Below are 15,052 nucleotides of genomic sequence, written 5' to 3'. Positions count from 1 at the left end.
CTGCCGGTTGGGACCACAGCCGCAGCGCCGTCCGGTGGGCTTCGAGTCGCGCCGGTCCCGGGGCGCCGCGCCGGAGGTCAGGGCCGTGCTGGGCGACGCCGTGCTCCTCGGCGACCTCCTGGCCGGCGGCGGGCGGGATGCCCACACGGCGGTGATCTCCGGGCTCATCCTGTCGGGCATCCAGCCGGTGTGGGTCGAAACGCAGAGGGACACCCGGACGCCATCTCGCGCACCCGCCGTCCCCGGAGGCGTACGAGCGGGCCTTCGAGGAGCACCCGTACGCGAAGGGCGCCCTGGTCACCAGCCCCACGCCGTACGGGGTGGCGGCGGATCTCCGGGCCATCGGCAAGGTGTGTCACCGGCGCTCCCGCCCGCTCGTCGTGGACGAGGCGTGGGGCGCGCATCTGCCGGTCCATCCGGTGCATCCGGACCTGCCGACCTGGGCGATGGACGCCGATGCCGCGCGCCCTCGCCCTCGCCGCGTCCGTGCGCAAGGAGATCGAGTCGGTCGACGGGATGCACGTCAACGACGCCGACGACTTCTGCGGTCCGGGTGCCGGCTCCGAGTTCGACCCGCTGCCGGTGGTCATCGACATCACGGAGCTCGGGGTCTCCGGCTATCGGGCGGCGGACTGGCTGCGCGAACACCACCACGTGGACACGCATCTGATGGACCACCGGCGCGTCAGCGCCCAGCTCACCCACGCCGACGACGCCGAGACGACGGAGCGGCTGCTGGCGGCGCTGCGGGACTTCGCCCGGCACGCGCCCTCGCTGCCCCGGGGGCCCGAGGTGGCGGTCCCGGCCCCGGCGGAGCCGCGGATGGAGCAGGCGAGGCTGCCGCGCGACGCCTACTTCCACGGAACGGAGGACGTCCCGGTGGAGGAGGCCGTGGGGCGCGTCGCCGCCGAGATGATCACGCCGTATCCCCCGGGGATCCCGGTGGTGCTGCCCGGCGAGCGGCTGACGGAGCCGGTGCTGCGCTACCTTCTCACCGGCCTGGAGGCGGGGATGAACCTGCCGGACCCGGCGGACACCGAGCTGCGCACCGTACGGGTCTGCGCGGACGACTGAGCGGGCGCATGGCCGTCACGCGTCTCAGCCACGGGTGCGGCTGACGCACTCCGTGACCGCGTCGTGGAGGCTGCCCGTGCGGGCGAGCGCGTCGCGCTGGATCCGCGCGCCCGTGCCGCTCTTCAGGAGCCGGTCGATCCCCTCCCGCGCCGCGGCCAGGTCCCCGGTGTCCTCCAGCGCGTCGCGCACATGGGTGAGCAGGGCGTGCACCACGGCCGGCGCGGGGGCGGGGCGCATGGTGGCGGGGTGCAGCAGTTCGCCCTCCAGGCCCGAGCGGCCGGCCTGCCAGGCGGCCATGCGCAGCAGGCCCATCCCGTACGGCTCCGGCGGACCGCCCGCCCGCCAGGCCCGGGCCGCCGTCTCGACCAGGCCGCGCACCAGCGTCGCGAGCAGCACGGCGTCGGCGGGGTCGAGGCAGACGTCCGCGACCCTGACCTCGACGGTGGGATAGCGGTGCGAGAGCCGGGCGTCGAAGTAGATCATGCCCTTGTCGCGCAGGACGCCCGTGCCGACGAGGGCTTCGACCTCGTCGTGGTAACGGCGCGCGGAGCCGAACAGTTCCATCGGCCCGGCCGAGGGCCAGCGGCCCCAGACCTGGCTGCGGTAGCTGCTGTACGCGGTGTCCTGGCCCTGCCAGAAGGGCGAGTTGGAGCTCAGCGCGAGCACCACCGCGAGCCACGGGCGGATGCGGTCCAGGACCGCGACGCCCTCCTCGTCCGACTCCACGGAGACGTGCACATGGCATCCGCAGGTCAGCTGCTCCTGCGTGGTCAGCCCGAACTTGTCGGCGAGCCAGCGGTACCGTTCGCCCTCGCCGATGGACGGGCTGACGGGCAGCGGGGACGTGGCGAGCGCGGCGACCGCTCCCCCGGCCTCGGCGGCGCTGCGGGCCGCCTCCGCCCGCCAGCGCAGGATCTCGTCCGCGAGTTCCCGCATGTCCGCGCGCGGCTCGGTGGCGAACTCCAACTGCTGGCGATGCAGCTCCGGCTCGAAGGCCGAGTCGCCCTCGGCGCGCCGCTCGGCCAGGGCCAGCACGGCCGTCGACAGCGCTCTGGGTTCGCCGCTCTGCTCGTCCACGAGCAGCAGCTCCTCCTCGACACCCACAGTCCGCACCATCGTGTCCTCCATGCTCGGTCGGCCGGGGGCGGGCCCGCTCGCGCCGAGACGCTTTCCACCCTGCCCCACTTCGCCGTATGCCACCTCATGGCGCGGGCACCCCTGACCGGCCGGTTTTTCTTCGCACCCGGTCCGCCCCGCCCGCCGCTCAGCGCGCGCCGGGCCCGCCCACGCCGCTCCGCCGCGCGACGACGGCCATGTGCCCCGCCGCGATCTCCGCGGCAGCGGCCTCCAGCAGCGAGAACGGCGGCCCGGCTCGGAGCAGCGTCAACGCCCCCAGCACCGTCGTGCCGTCGGGCGCGGTCAGCGGCAGGGAAAGCAGGGCGGTGACATCGGCGCGGGCCATGAGCGGCGCCCCGTCCCCGTCCGCGCCCAGCCGGTCCAGGTCGTCCGTCAGCTGTTCCACCGCCGCCGCGCCGGAGGCCATGACCTCGACGGCCACGGGGCAGGCGCGCGGGTCCTGCCGGAGGAACGCCTTCTCCAGCCCCGCGTCCTCCGGGGCCAGAGGGCCGTGGACCGCGATCCGGACCGGCTCGTCCACGGGCCCCAGGTCGAGCAGCGCCCAGTCCGCGAGTCCGTCGCGCAGGAGCCCCGCGACGGTCCCGAGGGCCGCTGCGGAGGGCTCGCGGTCCAGGAGCGCCCGGGCCGTCCGGTCCAGGAGGGCGGTCAGTTCGGCCTGGCGTACGACCGCCGAGGGCTCGGCCAGGTCAGCGGTGCGGGCTGCCACGCGGGGACCCGGTGCCGGGGCGAGCACCACGAGTACGTCCTGCCCCCGCTCCCCCGGCGCGTCGATGCCGGTGAGCGTGGCGTACAGCGGGCCGTCCGGCAGCCCGGGGAGGCGGACCGGGAGGCTGCGGCCTCCTTCGCCGCCGGCCACGGCCGCCGTGTGGGCACGGAGGGCGGCCCGGTCGGCGGGGCGCAGGAGCGCGGCGAGGGAGCGGCCTGCGGCGTAGCCCGGATGGAGCCCCGTCAGTGCGGCGGCGGCCCGGTTGAGACGGCGCACCACGGTCTGCCCGTCGGTCAGGACGACGGGCCAGGGCGCGTGGTCGAACATGGCCTTGAACGGCGCCGCCTTCGCGCCCTGCGTACGGGGCGGTCCCGGTGGGTCCTCCGCCTGGCGCAGGGCCTCGATGGCGTGGTCCAGCTCCGCGAGGGCCGCGTCGAGCAGGACCGGGTATTCGGCGGGAGGATGGTCCCGGGCCGCGCGCAGTTCCCGGGCGCGGGCGACGAGGGCCGGAAGACCGCTCTCGCCCTCCGGTGGCCCGTTCATACGACGAAGCTAACCGATCACCGGTGCCCCGGCGCCGAGCGGCGCGGCGGGTCCGGTCCGTTCCGGTGCGAAGGAGTCCGGGAGCCGACGGGGTCCGAGGGAGGCTGAGGTGACGCGGCCGATGGATACGGTGACCGATGACGCGGCCGTGGCGCCGTCGCTCGTCCGGCTCGGCGGGCGGGCAATGCGCTGCTCGGCGGGGTGCCGGGGCGCGACGGTGTTTCTGCGGTGCCCCGGCGGGGAGGCCCTCGGCACCGCGACCCACCCGGATCTCGCGGTCCTGGCCGCGCTCCAGGAGGACACCGGCGAGGGTCCCTGCGTCGAGGCCGCCCGCTCGCTGCGGACGGTCGCGGCCGTCGATCTGGTCGCCGAGGCGCGGTGGCCGCGCTTCCGGGTGGCGGCGCTGGAACGGGGGCTACGTGCCTGCGCGGCGGTGCCGGTCCTGGCGGGAGGCGCCACGGTGACGGTCACCCTGTACGCGTTCCGGCCGTGGCGGCTCACGGCGTCGGGCCGGGAGGCGGTCACGGTGCTGGCCGAGGAGACGGTCGGCGGACTTCTGCGCGAGCGTGCCCGTACCGGAGTCGAGGCGGAGGCGGAGCAGTTGCGGACGGCGATGGTGTCGCGTGCCGTGATCGACCAGGCCATCGGCATCGTGACGCATCTGCTGGACTGCGAACCGGGCCGGGCGTTCGACGTCCTGCGCATGCTCTCCCAGCGTACGAACCGCAAGCTGAGCGCTGTCGCGGCGCAGATCGTAGGGGCGAAGGGCCGGGGCAGCACGCGTGAACTGCGCCGCTTGCTGGACGAGGTGCGGGCGGGCGGAGCCTGAGCCGCACCGGTCCCGTCAATTGAAGGCCTCGGGGCCTCCGGCCGCCTGCACCTTCTTGACGCACGCGTCTTCGAAGCCGGCCAGGCTGAGCGTCCGGTCGTCGGCGTTCAGGCGGTAGTCCAGGACTATGGTCCAGCCGCGCTTCTTGAACACCGCTTGCACCGCGCGGACTGAGCCGTCCCGCGCCTGTCGCTCGTCGCGCTTCTTGGCCTCTGTCCATCCACGGCCGGTCAGCGCGGCCGCCAGGGCGTTGGTCAGGTGCGGATCCAGCGTGGATGCGGCTTTGTCGAACGACTTGTAGTCGACGAAGCACGCACCCAGCGGGGTGGTCGAGTCGGCACGGAAGGCCGCCCATTTCGGATCGTTCGGCAGTGCCCCCGTGTCCTTGGCGACGCCGTCGAGCACCAGACGCAACTTGGCCTTGGTGACCGGACCGGCGTCTTCCGGTCCCGGCCCGGCCGGGGCAGCCGCAGCCGCCCCGTTCTCATCCCCGTCGTTGCCGCCGCCCCCGCAGCCGGTCACGCCGATCAGCACTGCCGCGACGACGGCAGCCCACCCCACCCTGTTCACATGTGTCCTTTTCAGTGCCCCACCCAACCGGGTTGCCATTCTAGGCAGTGGCGCCCCAGGCCGTCAGGAGCCGGGCGGCCAGGCGGTCCTCCAGGAAGCCGGTGGTGTCGATGCCGAAGACGACGTCCGCCTCCAGGCCGGGTTCGTCGTCCAGCAGCCCCCGTACGACGTCGTGCCGCACCACCTGTTCGTGGACCGCGTCCGCCGCCACGTGTTCGGTGTAGAAGAACTCGGCGGCGGGACCGGCGCCCGCCCGCTTCATGGCGAGGGCGAGGCGGTGCGAGGCGGGCGAGGAGGTGATCTCGACGGCGGCGAAGTGTCCGACCAGGGCGCCCCGCAGCCGCCGGTGCAGGCCGAACAGGGACATGAGGTTGACGAGCGCCAGCATCTCGGCGTGACCCTCGTCCAGGTAGTGGCCGTACGCCGTCTCCAGGCCCAGGTCCGTCATGAGGTCGGCGAAGAGCCGGGCGTGGACGCGGTCGGCGCGGCCGGCGCCGAACTCGTCGTACTCGATCGCGGCCATCCCCGCCTTGGCGCGCCCGCTCAGCCGGGGCAGCACCCAGGCGTGCGGGTCGGCCTCCTTCAGGTGGTACAGGGAGCGCTGGGCGGCATAGGCCCGCAGCCGGTCCGGTGTGGCGTGTTCCTGGAGGAAGTGCGATACGCCCGTACCGTCGACCGGCTCCACGAGCAGCGCGTCCAGCGTGTCGTCCAGACCGGCCCCGGCCGGGACGTCCCGGCGCAGCGCGGACTCGAAGCGGCGTTCCAGGGCCGCCCGGACCGCCAGCAGCCCGGGGTCCCATTCCCGGGCCGGGTCCACGCCCTCGAAGCCCCGGTAGTGGAGCTCGTAGCAGACGTACAGGGCGAGCTGGAGGTCGTCGCCGTAGGGCTCGGCCGCGTCCGCCACGGTGGGCGCGGGCAAGGGGCCGTTGCCCCGGAGATGGGCGACGAGCGCCGCCGAGAGCGCGCCGCGGGCCCCGGGAAGCCTAGGTTCAACCGTTCGACCGGCCATCGTGTCACTCCCCTTACGTCCGCTCGAAAGCCGCTCTCCCACCATGTGGTCGCACCGCCTGTGCCGCTACATGAATGAGCGCGCCCGAGCGGGGAACCCAGAGGCTGCGACCCGGAAGCCACGTCACCGGGCGTGTTCCCCGTAGGACGGAAGGACGGCAGAAGATGAGCGAGAACGGCGGCAAGGGCAAGGTGCTGGCCATCGTCACCAACTACGGCGTGGAGCAGGACGAACTCGTCGTGCCGCTCGGCCATCTGCGCGAACGCGGCGTGCGGGTCGATGTGGCGGCCCTGAAGAAGGACGACATCGAGACGCTGGTCGGCGACAAGGACCCCGGCACATCCGTACGCCCCGACCTCACGCTGGACGACGTCGACCCGGCCGGCTACGACCTGCTGCTCGTACCGGGCGGCACTCTGAACGCCGACACGCTGCGGCTCCAGGGCCCGGCCCGCGACATCGTACGGTCGTTCACCACGTCCGGGCGGCCCGTCGCGGCCATCTGCCACGGACCGTGGATGCTGGTGGAGACCGACAACGTCAAGGGCAAGCGACTCACCTCGTACGCCTCATTGCGGACCGACGTACGCAATGCGGGCGGTGACTGGGTGGACGAGCCGGTCGTGACGGACGAGTCCGGCGGCTGGAAGCTCATCACCTCGCGCGACCCGGGCGACCTGGACCCGTTCCTCAAGGAGATCGACGCCGCGCTCGCGGGCTGAGACACCCTCGTACGAAGGCCGCCCGGCGATCCGTCCGGGCGGCCTTCACACGGGCTCGGGCGCGAAGGGCCGGAACTCGTCCTCGCCCGGCTGCACGACCCCGTAGCTGCTCTCCGGCACCTCTTTCCACACGCCGGGCAGACCGCCCAGGGGTTCCGACACCACCAGGCGGGTGCTGTCGGACACGCCCCGCAGGAAGTCGGAGTCCGGGTGGAGGGCACGCACGGTCTCGGCCCTGCTGCTGTAGAACAGCGAGCGCGACTTGCCGAGACTCGAATAGCGGAACGACCACAGCCGCTCGCCGTCGGACACCGCGATGGTCATCTGGAGCGGATTCTCCACCCCTTCGTCGCGACCCACGCGTTCGATCAGTCCGGCCATCCGGGCCACGGCGCCGGGCACGTCCTGGTCGAGCCCGAACGTCAGCGCGAGGTAGAACATCACCTCGGAGTCCGTGGACCCCTCCAGGGCCGAGAACAGGGCCGGGTCGAGCGCCAGGGAGAGATCGCGCCGCAGCCGGTGGAAGTCCGCGATCGCACCGTTGTGCATCCACATCCAGCGGCCGTGCCGGAAGGGGTGGCAGTTGGTCTCCTGGATGGCCGTCCCCGTGGACGCCCGCACATGGGCGAAGAACAACGGCGAGCGGATGTGGCCCGCGATCTCCCGCAGATTGCGGTTGTTCCAGGCGGGTCCGGTATCGCGGATGATCGCGGGCGTCTTTTGCTCGGGCCCGTACCAACCGACCCCGAATCCGTCCCCGTTGGTCGTCTCCACGCCCATGGTGGAGTGCAGGCTCTGATCGATGAGCGAGTGCTCCGGCTTGTAGAGGAGATCGCTGAGCACGACACTCGTACCGGAATAGGCCAGCCATCGGCACATGTGCGGCCGTCCCTTCCCGGGCGGCGGGCAGGGGCCGACGCGGACGCGCCGGTGGTGCTTCCGCGGGCCCCGGTCCCTGGGGCGCCCGGTCGTCGTCATGTTCCACGCTACCGACTTCACGGGTCGGCTGCCCGGTCACGCCCGCCGGAAACCGGCCCGTGCGCCGAGCCCTCGGTCAGGCGGCGGGCGCGACGCGGCGCCGGAAGGTTTCCGCCAGGGCCGTATTGACCACGACGACGGCACCCAGCACCGCAGCGGCGACCGGGTGCCCGACCCCGTACAGCGCGAGGGCTCCCCCGCCGAGCACCAGGGCCTTCACCGCCAGGACCCCCGCGAGCGGCGGGCGGAACCGGGCGCGTGGTGCGGCGAACAGACCCCACAGCACGACGGCCGCGGCGAGGACGGCGGTGCCGGTGAGCAGTTGGAGGGCCAGGTTGTCCGCCAGGGCGAAGCCCCACCAAAAGAGGCAGGCCAGCGCCGCCACCTCCAGCAGGAACGCGAGCAGCTCGTTGGCAGCCCACCAGGGCCGCCCGGCCACCGAAGGAATCACCCGACCGTCCGTGGCTCTGTCGTGCACCCTGCCCCCAAGTCGCTCGCGTGTACGAAGTCAGCCTACTGGCAGCCCCGTTCAGTCGGCCCGGCGCAGCCGCAGCGCGGCGACTGCCCCGAGGGCGGCGCCCACGGCGAGGACCGCGAGCCCCCGTAGCCAGACGTCGCCCTCGATCTGAGTCGCGAGCCCCACGCAGGAGGCGGCACCGAGGAGGGGCACGGCGGTCGGGGCCCTGAAGTGCCCGGGGCGCCCGGGGTCGCGGCGCAGGACCAGCAGCGACGTGTTGACCAGGAAGAAGACCACGAGGAGCAGCAGGACCAGGGTCGAGGCGAGCGTGGAGACGTCGCCGGTCAGCGCGAGCAGCAGCGAGAGGGCGGTCGTCGCCGCGATCGCCGCCCAGGGGGTGCGCCGCCCCGGAAGCACGGCCGTCAGGAAGCGTGGCAGCAGCCCGTCACGGGCCATGCCGTAGGCCAGCCGCGAGGACATGATGCCGGTCAGCAGCGCTCCGTTGGCGACGGCGACCAGCGCGATGGCGCTGAAGAGCCAGGTGGGAACACCACCGGCGGTGCGGACGACTTCGAGCAGCGGCCCGCTGGACTCGGCCAGCTTCTCCGTCGGCACGGCGGCCGCGGCCGCGGCGCCGACCAGGGCATAGACGGCGCCCGCGGTGATCAGCGCGCCGAACAGGGCCCGCGGATAGGAGCGGCGGGGGTCGCGCGTCTCCTCGGCCACGTTGACGGAGGTCTCGAAGCCGACGAAGGAGTAGTAAGCGAGGACCGCGCCGCTCAGTACGGCCAGGACTGGCCCCTCGCTCTCGGTGCCGAGGTCGGTGAGCCGGCTCAGGTCCCCGTCGCCGCGGAGCACGATCCAGCAGCCGAGTCCGATCACCAGCAGCAGGCCGCTGACCTCGATGACGGTGGCGACGGCGTTGGCCCGTGTCGACTCGCTGATGCCCCGGGCGTTGAGCAGCGCGAGCGCCAGCAGGAAGACGACGGCCACCAGGACCAGCGGCAGCGTGACGAACTCGGAAAGATAGTCACCGGCGAAGCCCCGGGCCAGGGCCGCCACCGACACCACCCCGGCCGCCAGCATGCAGAAGCCGGCCAGGAAGCCGGTGAAGGGCCCGTAGGCCAGCGTCGCGTAGTGGGAGGCGCCGCCCGCGCGCGGGTACTTCGTGGCCATCTCCGCGTACGAGGCGGCGGTCAGCAGGGCCAGGCACAGGGCCACCAGGAGGGGGGCCCAGACGGCCCCGCCGGCATCGGCCGCGACCTCGCCGATCAGGACGTAGACGCCGGCGCCGAGGACGTCTCCGAGGATGAAGAAGTAGAGCAGCCAGGTGGTGAGGTCCTTCTTGAGGCTCGTCGGATCGTCCGGGCCCTCGGGCGTGGTTCGGGGAGCTTTCACGGGGCCCCTATACCCGGTGCGTCCCCCGGCAGTCAGCCGGGGGACGCACCGGAGGACGGCTCGTCGCCCGTTGGAACGGGTGGCCGATGCGGATGGCTCAACCGAGGTGTCCGGTCGTGGGCCAGGGGGTACGCGTGGTCGGGCGATCCCCAGCGCGTGCCGACCACTCCGCGCGGCGCTGCTCCTCCTCCTTCCCCCACGAGATTGGAATCCAGTGAGCGACAACGAGATCCCCGGCGCTCCCGGTCCCGAGCCCGCCACGGTCGAAGAGCCCACGAAGCCGCGCGGGCCGCTGCCGCCCAAGCACGACCAGCGCGGTCCGGAGACCGTGAGCCCGACCGGGCAGCCGACCGGCGCCGACCAGGACAAGGTGGCTCAGGGCGGTGCCTACCTCACCACCGCTCAGGGTGCCCGGCTGTACGAGACCGACCACTCGCTGAAGGCCGGCCCCCGCGGCCCGGTGCTGCTCCAGGACCACCACCTGCGGGAGAAGATCACCCACTTCGACCACGAGCGCATCCCGGAGCGGGTGGTGCACGCCCGCGGTGCCGCCGCCCACGGTGTCTTCCGGGGGTACGGGGCGGCGGCGGGCATCACGAAGGCCGCGTTCCTCGCCGAGGGCGTCGAGACGCCGGTCTTCGTACGCTTCTCCACCGTGCTCGGCTCGCGGGGTTCCGCCGACACGGTGCGCGACACCAGGGGCTTCGCGACGAAGTTCTACACCGACGAGGGCGTCTTCGACCTGGTCGGCAACAACATCCCGGTCTTCTTCATCCAGGACGCGATCAAGTTCCCCGACGTCATCCACGCGGGAAAGCCGCACCCGGACCGGGAGATCCCGCAGGCGCAGAGCGCCCACGACACGTTCTGGGACTTCGTCACCCTGCACACCGAGGCGACCCACCACACCCTGTGGAACATGTCGGACCGGGGCATCCCGCGTTCGTACCGGATGATGGAGGGCTTCGGCGTCCACACCTTCCGGCTGGTCAACGCCGAGGGCGCGACCACGCTGGTGAAGTTCCACTGGAAGCCGAAGCTGGGCGTGCACTCGCAGGTGTGGGAGGAGGCCCAGATCGCCTGCGGCATGGACCCGGACTTCCACCGCCGGGACCTGGCCGACGCGATCGAGGCGGGCGCCTTCCCCCAGTGGGAGCTGGGGGTGCAGACGTTCCCGGACACCGAGGACCAGATGTTCGAGGGCATCGACCTGCTCGACCCGACGAAGATCGTGCCGGAGGAGCTGGCGCCGGTCCGCCCGATCGGGCTGATGACGCTGAACGCCAACCCGTCGAACTACTTCGCCGAGACGGAGCAGGTCGCCTTCCACGTCGGCCATCTGGTGCCGGGCATCGACGTCACCAACGACGCGCTGATGCAGGGGCGCCTCTTCTCGTACGTCGACACCCAGATCACCCGGCTCGGTGGGCCCAACTTCGCCCAGCTGCCGATCAACCGCACGCACGCGCCCGTCAACGACATGCTGCGCGACGGCATGCACCAGACGGCGGTGCACCGGGGCGTGGCCCCGTACCGGCCCAACTCCCTGGACGGCGGCTGCCCGTTCACCGCCGGTGCGGACACGGGCGCCTACATCGAGGTGCCCGTCGAGGTCCCGGCGGCCCGGAAGGTGCGGGACGCGGCGGCCTCGTTCGACGACCACTTCAGCCAGGCCCGGCTGTTCTGGCTGAGCATGACGCCCACCGAGCGGGAGCACATCACCGCCGCGTACACCTTCGAGCTCGGCAAGTGCTGGGACCAGGCGGTCAAGGAGCGTGGGCTCCGGGTGCTCGCCAACATCGACCCGCAGCTGTGCGCGCACGTCGCCGAGGGCCTGGGTCTGCCGGCGCCGGAGGCGACCGTGCCGCTGACCTCCCCGGAGCCGAGCCCCGCGCTGTCCCAGCTGGGGCGCACCTGGCCGGTCGACGGGCGGGTCGTCGGCATCGTCACGGACGGCGAGAGCGGCCTGGACGCCGTACGGGAGGCGCGCGGCGCGGTCCTCGACGCCGGGATGGTCCCCCTGGTCATCGCGCCCTCGGGCGGAAAGCTGGGCCCCGAAAGCGACCCGGTGACCGTGCAGCGCACGTTCACCACCGCCCGGTCGATCGAGTTCGACGCCATCGTGCTGGTGGGGGCGCCCGCCCCGGCCCCGGACGCCTACGGGGCACGTGACGCCAAGACCGACGACGGGGCCCGGTCCACCGGTGTGGACCCGCGCGTCCTGCTGCTGGTCACCGAGGCGTTCCGGCACGGCAAGGCCGTCGGGGCGTGCGGCGAGGGGGCGACGGTGCTGGAGAAGGCCGGTCTGGCCTCGGACGCCCCGGGGGTCGTGGCGGGCGGCGCCGCGTCCACGGTGCTGGACGGCGTCACGGAACTCCTCGCAGGTCACCGCGCCTGGGACCGCTTCACGCCCGCGCTCTGAGCACTGCCCCGGGCCGGCGTGCGTAGCCGGCCCGGGCCAGGGCACGCGCGGGAGAAGCCCGGAGACCGGCACCGACATGAGGAGACGTATGAACCACCAGGACCGAGAGCACGGGAAGCCGCCCCGGACCGCCGCCGAGGAGGTCGTCCGGGAGGCGGAGGAGGCCGAGACGGACGTGGCGGACACCCGTGAGCGGCGCGGCGGGGACAGCGAGGCCGGGGATGCGCTGACCCCGAACGAAGAGGCCCAGGAAGACGCGGACGAGCCGCGCACATAGAGTGACAAAAGGCGTGTTTTCCCCGTGCCCGGCAGGGCACTCGCAGGTTGCGCGGGGCGGCCGCTCGCGGCCGCCCCGGCATCCCTGACGCCTCCGACGGAAGGACGAATCATGCCGACAGAGGCACGTGGCGACGACGTCTACCAGCCGCAGGACGACGGCCAGGACCCGCCCAACGACGATCTCGACCTGGAGAACGCGCTCGGCGAGCGTGGCCTGGACGACCAGCTGGACGAGGGCTACTCACCGCCCGAGCGCCCCCTGGGCGTCGACAAGTACGGCACGACGGGCGAGGAGGAGCGCCGCGGCGAATCCCTCGACCAGCGCCTGGCCCAGGAGGTCGAGGACGTCGAGCCGCCGGACGGCGACGGCATCGGGGACCTGGACGACGGCGAGGGTGAGCCGCTGGAGCCGGAGGAGGGCGGGACCCGCTCGGGGCGGCTGAGCGAGGCGGACGACGTGCCGGGCCGCCGCACCGACGTCTACGCGAACGACGTGGGCATCGACGGCGGCGCGGCCTCGGCCGAGGAGGCCGCCGTCCACACCACGGACGAGGAGGAGGACCAGGGCCGGGAGGGCTGACCCACCGCTCGCCCGGACCATTCGCGTAAAGGGAGGGTTGTCGGTGCTGGGGAGCGGTAAGGCGGCGGCCGTGCGGGAGCGGCTGGGGGCGCTCACCTCCGATGTACGCCTCCCCGGCCGGTACCAGCTGGTGCAGTCCCTGAAGGCCGCCGCCGCTGCCGCCCTCGCCTGGGCGCTCACGGGGTGGTGGCTGGCGGCGCCGATGGCGCTGATGGCCCCCTGGGCCGCCGTCGCCCTCGTGCAGGGAACCGTCTACCGGTCGCTGCGCTCGGCGGTCGAACTGATCGCGATGATGGCCTCCGGCACCCTGCTCGCCGCAGGCGCGGCGGCGGTCACCGGCAACACGATGACGGCCATGCTCATCGCCCTGCCGCTCACCGTGCTGCTCGGCAATTGGCTGCCGGTCGGCGAGCAGGGCCTGTACGCGCCCACCACCGCCCTGTTCGTCCTGGCCTACGGGACGTACTCGTTGTCCGCCGTCGGACACCGGTTGCTGGAAACGGTGGTGGGGGCCGTCGTCGGGATCGCGGTGAACGCGATCGTCCTGCCGCCGGTGCACTCGCTGCACGTGCGGACCCTCGCGTGCGCGCTGCCGAGGGAGTGCTCACGGCTGCTGCGCGAGCTGAGCGAGGGGCTGGTCGAGGAGTACGACGAGGAGCGGGCGGAGCGCTGGCATCGGGCCGCCGGGGCGCTGCCCGGTGCGCTCTCGGACCTCCGCGCGGCGCGCGGCTGGTCGACGGAGAGCTTCCGCTTCAACCCGGGCCACCGCATGCGCCGGAGCACCCCCTCACCCTCCGAGCGGTGGGACGTCGTCTGGGCGCAGGTGGGGAACCAGTTGCTCTCCATCACGCTGACGCTCTGGGAGACCGCGTCCGAGCGGCGCGCGCTGCCCCGCCCGCCGGGGCCGTTCCTGGAGGACCTGAGCACCGTGCTGGCCGCCGCGTCGGAGGTGTGCGCCGCGGACGAGACGACCATGGAGCAGGGGCCGGACGACGCCTGCCTGGAGGAGCGAGCCGGGCACCTGACCGGGGCCAGGCGCGCCCTGGCCGACGCCAAGCGGCATCTGCGCGGGCCGGGCCCCGACGCCGGCGCCTCGCTCGGCAGCCTGGTGGCCGGCTGCCAGGCCCTGCTCGACGACCTGACACCCGGCGAGGACGGCTCGGCGGTTCCCGCCGGCGGCGCCCGCACCGGCCGGATCTGAGGAGAACGCATGACACGGACGGACCGCATCGCCCAGCCCTGGGGCACCCGCACCCCCTACGGCCCCGGTGAGCCCTGGCCCGTACGGGTGGACACCCGGCTCGCCGACGGGGTGACCCCGGACCAGGTCGAGCGGTGGGTGCAGTCGGCGGCGATCCTGCACTCCAACGGGGACGGCCTCGACATCGAGGAGGGTGACCTCGTGGAGGTCGCCACGCCGCGCGGCACGGTGCGGGCGGCGGCGCGGGTCAGCGGCATCCGGGACGGGGTGCTGTTCCTGCCGTTCCACTACGGCTACTGGGACACCGACGGCGGGTTCGAGCCGAAGGGCGCCGGGCGCGCCGGCAACGAACTGACCGCCACCGCGTGGGACCCGGTCTCCAAGCAGCCGCTGTTCAAGACGGCCGCCGCCCGGCTGCGCCGCCTCGGGCCCACCGGCACCCCCGCCCCGGCGCCCACCACCACAGCATCGGCCCCGGTGGCCGGTGCGGCCGTGCCCGCGACCACGGGCGGCGGCGCGGGCCGGGCGGACGAGGAGCCGCACGCGTACCGGGAGGAGATCCGTTGAAGCTGGACCTGGTCCTCAAGGAGGTGCACCACGGGGAGAACGCGCTCGCGGTGCGGCTGATGCGGCTCTCCAGCACGCACTCCACCGACCACGAGGTGCACCATGTCGCCCGCGATCTGGCCGCCTGGTCGCGGCAGCACGTACGGGAACTGGCGGAGGCGGCCGCCGACCACGGCGTGGACCTGGACCCCGAGCCGAAGGAGCAGTCCCCAGCCGCCGCCTGGCTGCGGGAGAAGGGCGGCGAGCTCGTCGGACGGCGTCCCAAGACCGGGTTGCTGCTCCTGCGGGACCTGCGCGACACCTATCTGCGGGCGGCGGCCGTCTCCGTGGACTGGGAGCTGCTGGCCCAGACGGCCCAGGCCGCCCGCGATCAGGAACTGCTCGACCTGACGGAGCGCTGCCACCCGCAGACCCTGCGCCAGCAGCGCTGGGCCGACGCCATGATCAAGGTCGTCTCGCCGCAGGTCCTGACCAGCTGACCGGCTCCCCTGGCGGCCGGCCCGGTGCGAAATCGGGTGCGTATGCCCGGGTGAGCGCGTGCGCGGGCCGGGGCGCGGGCGCATCGTTCTAGAGGGCCCTG

The 15,052-nt window shown here is 73.4% G+C and carries 15 protein-coding genes and 1 pseudogene; 9 read left to right on the top strand and 7 right to left on the bottom strand.

Going from position 1 to position 15,052, the window contains the following annotated elements; genetic code table 11:
• Positions 1-7 precede the first annotated feature (7 nt).
• Positions 8-1,074: pseudogene (locus tag OHS17_RS30945) on the top strand (ornithine decarboxylase).
• 24 nt (positions 1,075-1,098) lie between these two features.
• On the opposite strand, the gene OHS17_RS30940 reads toward OHS17_RS30945, so the two are convergent.
• A complete protein-coding gene (locus OHS17_RS30940; protein WP_330314843.1) occupies positions 1,099-2,190 on the bottom strand; it encodes a glutamate--cysteine ligase in 1,092 nt (363 codons plus the stop codon).
• Between the two features lie 148 nt (positions 2,191-2,338).
• Complete coding sequence (locus tag OHS17_RS30935; RefSeq protein WP_330314842.1) at positions 2,339-3,460, bottom strand: PAS domain-containing protein; 1,122 nt, start codon at positions 3,458-3,460, stop codon at positions 2,339-2,341.
• A 121-nt stretch (positions 3,461-3,581) separates the two neighbouring features.
• On the opposite strand from OHS17_RS30935, the gene OHS17_RS30930 reads away from it, so the two are divergent.
• Positions 3,582-4,289 carry a GAF and ANTAR domain-containing protein gene (locus OHS17_RS30930; protein WP_330314841.1) on the top strand — a complete coding sequence of 236 codons (708 nt, stop codon included), beginning with the start codon at positions 3,582-3,584 and terminating at the stop codon, positions 4,287-4,289.
• 15 nt (positions 4,290-4,304) lie between these two features.
• Here the strand turns inward: OHS17_RS30930 and OHS17_RS30925 are convergent, their stop codons facing one another.
• Both OHS17_RS30925 and OHS17_RS30920 read right to left on the bottom strand, forming a co-directional pair.
• Positions 4,305-4,859 (bottom strand): hypothetical protein, encoded by a 555-nt coding sequence (locus OHS17_RS30925; RefSeq protein ID WP_330314840.1) that lies wholly within the window; start codon positions 4,857-4,859, stop codon positions 4,305-4,307.
• A 40-nt stretch (positions 4,860-4,899) separates the two neighbouring features.
• Positions 4,900-5,868, bottom strand: a complete 969-nt coding sequence (locus OHS17_RS30920) for an iron-containing redox enzyme family protein (RefSeq protein ID WP_330314839.1) — start codon at positions 5,866-5,868, stop codon at positions 4,900-4,902.
• 164 nt (positions 5,869-6,032) lie between these two features.
• Here OHS17_RS30920 and OHS17_RS30915 point away from each other — a divergent pair, with 164 nt between their 5' ends.
• Positions 6,033-6,590, top strand: a complete 558-nt coding sequence (locus tag OHS17_RS30915; protein ID WP_330314838.1) for a type 1 glutamine amidotransferase domain-containing protein — start codon at positions 6,033-6,035, stop codon at positions 6,588-6,590.
• 45 nt (positions 6,591-6,635) lie between these two features.
• On the opposite strand, the gene OHS17_RS30910 is transcribed toward OHS17_RS30915, so the two are convergent.
• The 3 genes from OHS17_RS30910 to OHS17_RS30900 form a co-directional block, all read right to left on the bottom strand.
• Complete coding sequence (locus OHS17_RS30910; RefSeq protein WP_330314837.1) at positions 6,636-7,469, bottom strand: class II glutamine amidotransferase; 834 nt, start codon at positions 7,467-7,469, stop codon at positions 6,636-6,638.
• Between the two features lie 175 nt (positions 7,470-7,644).
• Positions 7,645-8,007: a YrdB family protein gene (locus OHS17_RS30905; protein WP_330315401.1), complete on the bottom strand. Its 363-nt coding sequence runs from the start codon at positions 8,005-8,007 to the stop codon at positions 7,645-7,647.
• A 90-nt stretch (positions 8,008-8,097) separates the two neighbouring features.
• Complete coding sequence (locus OHS17_RS30900; protein WP_330314836.1) at positions 8,098-9,423, bottom strand: APC family permease; 1,326 nt, start codon at positions 9,421-9,423, stop codon at positions 8,098-8,100.
• A gap of 214 nt (positions 9,424-9,637) precedes the next feature.
• On the opposite strand from OHS17_RS30900, the gene OHS17_RS30895 reads away from it, so the two are divergent.
• The 6 genes from OHS17_RS30895 (at position 9,638) to OHS17_RS30870 (ending at position 14,951) form a co-directional block, all read left to right on the top strand.
• The gene (locus OHS17_RS30895; RefSeq protein WP_330314835.1) at positions 9,638-11,845 is read left to right on the top strand and encodes a catalase; all 2,208 of its coding nucleotides are present in this window, start codon (positions 9,638-9,640) and stop codon (positions 11,843-11,845) included.
• 88 nt (positions 11,846-11,933) lie between these two features.
• The gene (locus tag OHS17_RS30890; protein WP_330314834.1) at positions 11,934-12,122 is read left to right on the top strand and encodes a hypothetical protein; all 189 of its coding nucleotides are present in this window, start codon (positions 11,934-11,936) and stop codon (positions 12,120-12,122) included.
• A gap of 111 nt (positions 12,123-12,233) precedes the next feature.
• Complete coding sequence (locus OHS17_RS30885; RefSeq protein ID WP_330314833.1) at positions 12,234-12,704, top strand: DUF5709 domain-containing protein; 471 nt, start codon at positions 12,234-12,236, stop codon at positions 12,702-12,704.
• Between the two features lie 43 nt (positions 12,705-12,747).
• Complete coding sequence (locus OHS17_RS30880) at positions 12,748-13,905, top strand: aromatic acid exporter family protein (RefSeq protein WP_330314832.1); 1,158 nt, start codon at positions 12,748-12,750, stop codon at positions 13,903-13,905.
• Between the two features lie 9 nt (positions 13,906-13,914).
• A complete protein-coding gene (locus tag OHS17_RS30875) occupies positions 13,915-14,472 on the top strand; it encodes a molybdopterin dinucleotide binding domain-containing protein (protein ID WP_383165478.1) in 558 nt (185 codons plus the stop codon).
• Positions 14,469-14,951, top strand: a complete 483-nt coding sequence (locus OHS17_RS30870) for a hypothetical protein (protein WP_330314831.1) — start codon at positions 14,469-14,471, stop codon at positions 14,949-14,951. Before OHS17_RS30875 ends, OHS17_RS30870 begins: the two co-directional genes overlap by 4 nt.
• Positions 14,952-15,052: the final 101 nt, after the last annotated feature.

It is taken from the genome of Streptomyces sp. NBC_00523 (assembly GCF_036346615.1).
Taxonomy (GTDB): Bacteria; Actinomycetota; Actinomycetes; order Streptomycetales; family Streptomycetaceae; genus Streptomyces.
Note: the sequence above shows the minus strand (reverse complement) of the source record. Positions and strands in the feature narration are given on the sequence as shown.

Excerpts from the sequence above, each read along its gene's own strand:
- OHS17_RS30940 (WP_330314843.1), bottom strand. The coding sequence starts at position 2,190 with ATGGTGCGGACTGTGGGTGTCGAGGAGGAGCTGCTGCTCGTGGACGAG.
- OHS17_RS30935 (WP_330314842.1), bottom strand. The coding sequence starts at position 3,460 with ATGAACGGGCCACCGGAGGGCGAGAGCGGTCTTCCGGCCCTCGTCGCC.
- OHS17_RS30930 (WP_330314841.1), top strand. The coding sequence starts at position 3,582 with ATGGATACGGTGACCGATGACGCGGCCGTGGCGCCGTCGCTCGTCCGG.
- OHS17_RS30920 (WP_330314839.1), bottom strand. The coding sequence starts at position 5,868 with ATGGCCGGTCGAACGGTTGAACCTAGGCTTCCCGGGGCCCGCGGCGCG.
- OHS17_RS30915 (WP_330314838.1), top strand. The coding sequence starts at position 6,033 with ATGAGCGAGAACGGCGGCAAGGGCAAGGTGCTGGCCATCGTCACCAAC.
- OHS17_RS30910 (WP_330314837.1), bottom strand. The coding sequence starts at position 7,469 with ATGTGCCGATGGCTGGCCTATTCCGGTACGAGTGTCGTGCTCAGCGAT.
- OHS17_RS30890 (WP_330314834.1), top strand. The coding sequence starts at position 11,934 with ATGAACCACCAGGACCGAGAGCACGGGAAGCCGCCCCGGACCGCCGCC.
- OHS17_RS30885 (WP_330314833.1), top strand. The coding sequence starts at position 12,234 with ATGCCGACAGAGGCACGTGGCGACGACGTCTACCAGCCGCAGGACGAC.
- OHS17_RS30875 (WP_383165478.1), top strand. The coding sequence starts at position 13,915 with ATGACACGGACGGACCGCATCGCCCAGCCCTGGGGCACCCGCACCCCC.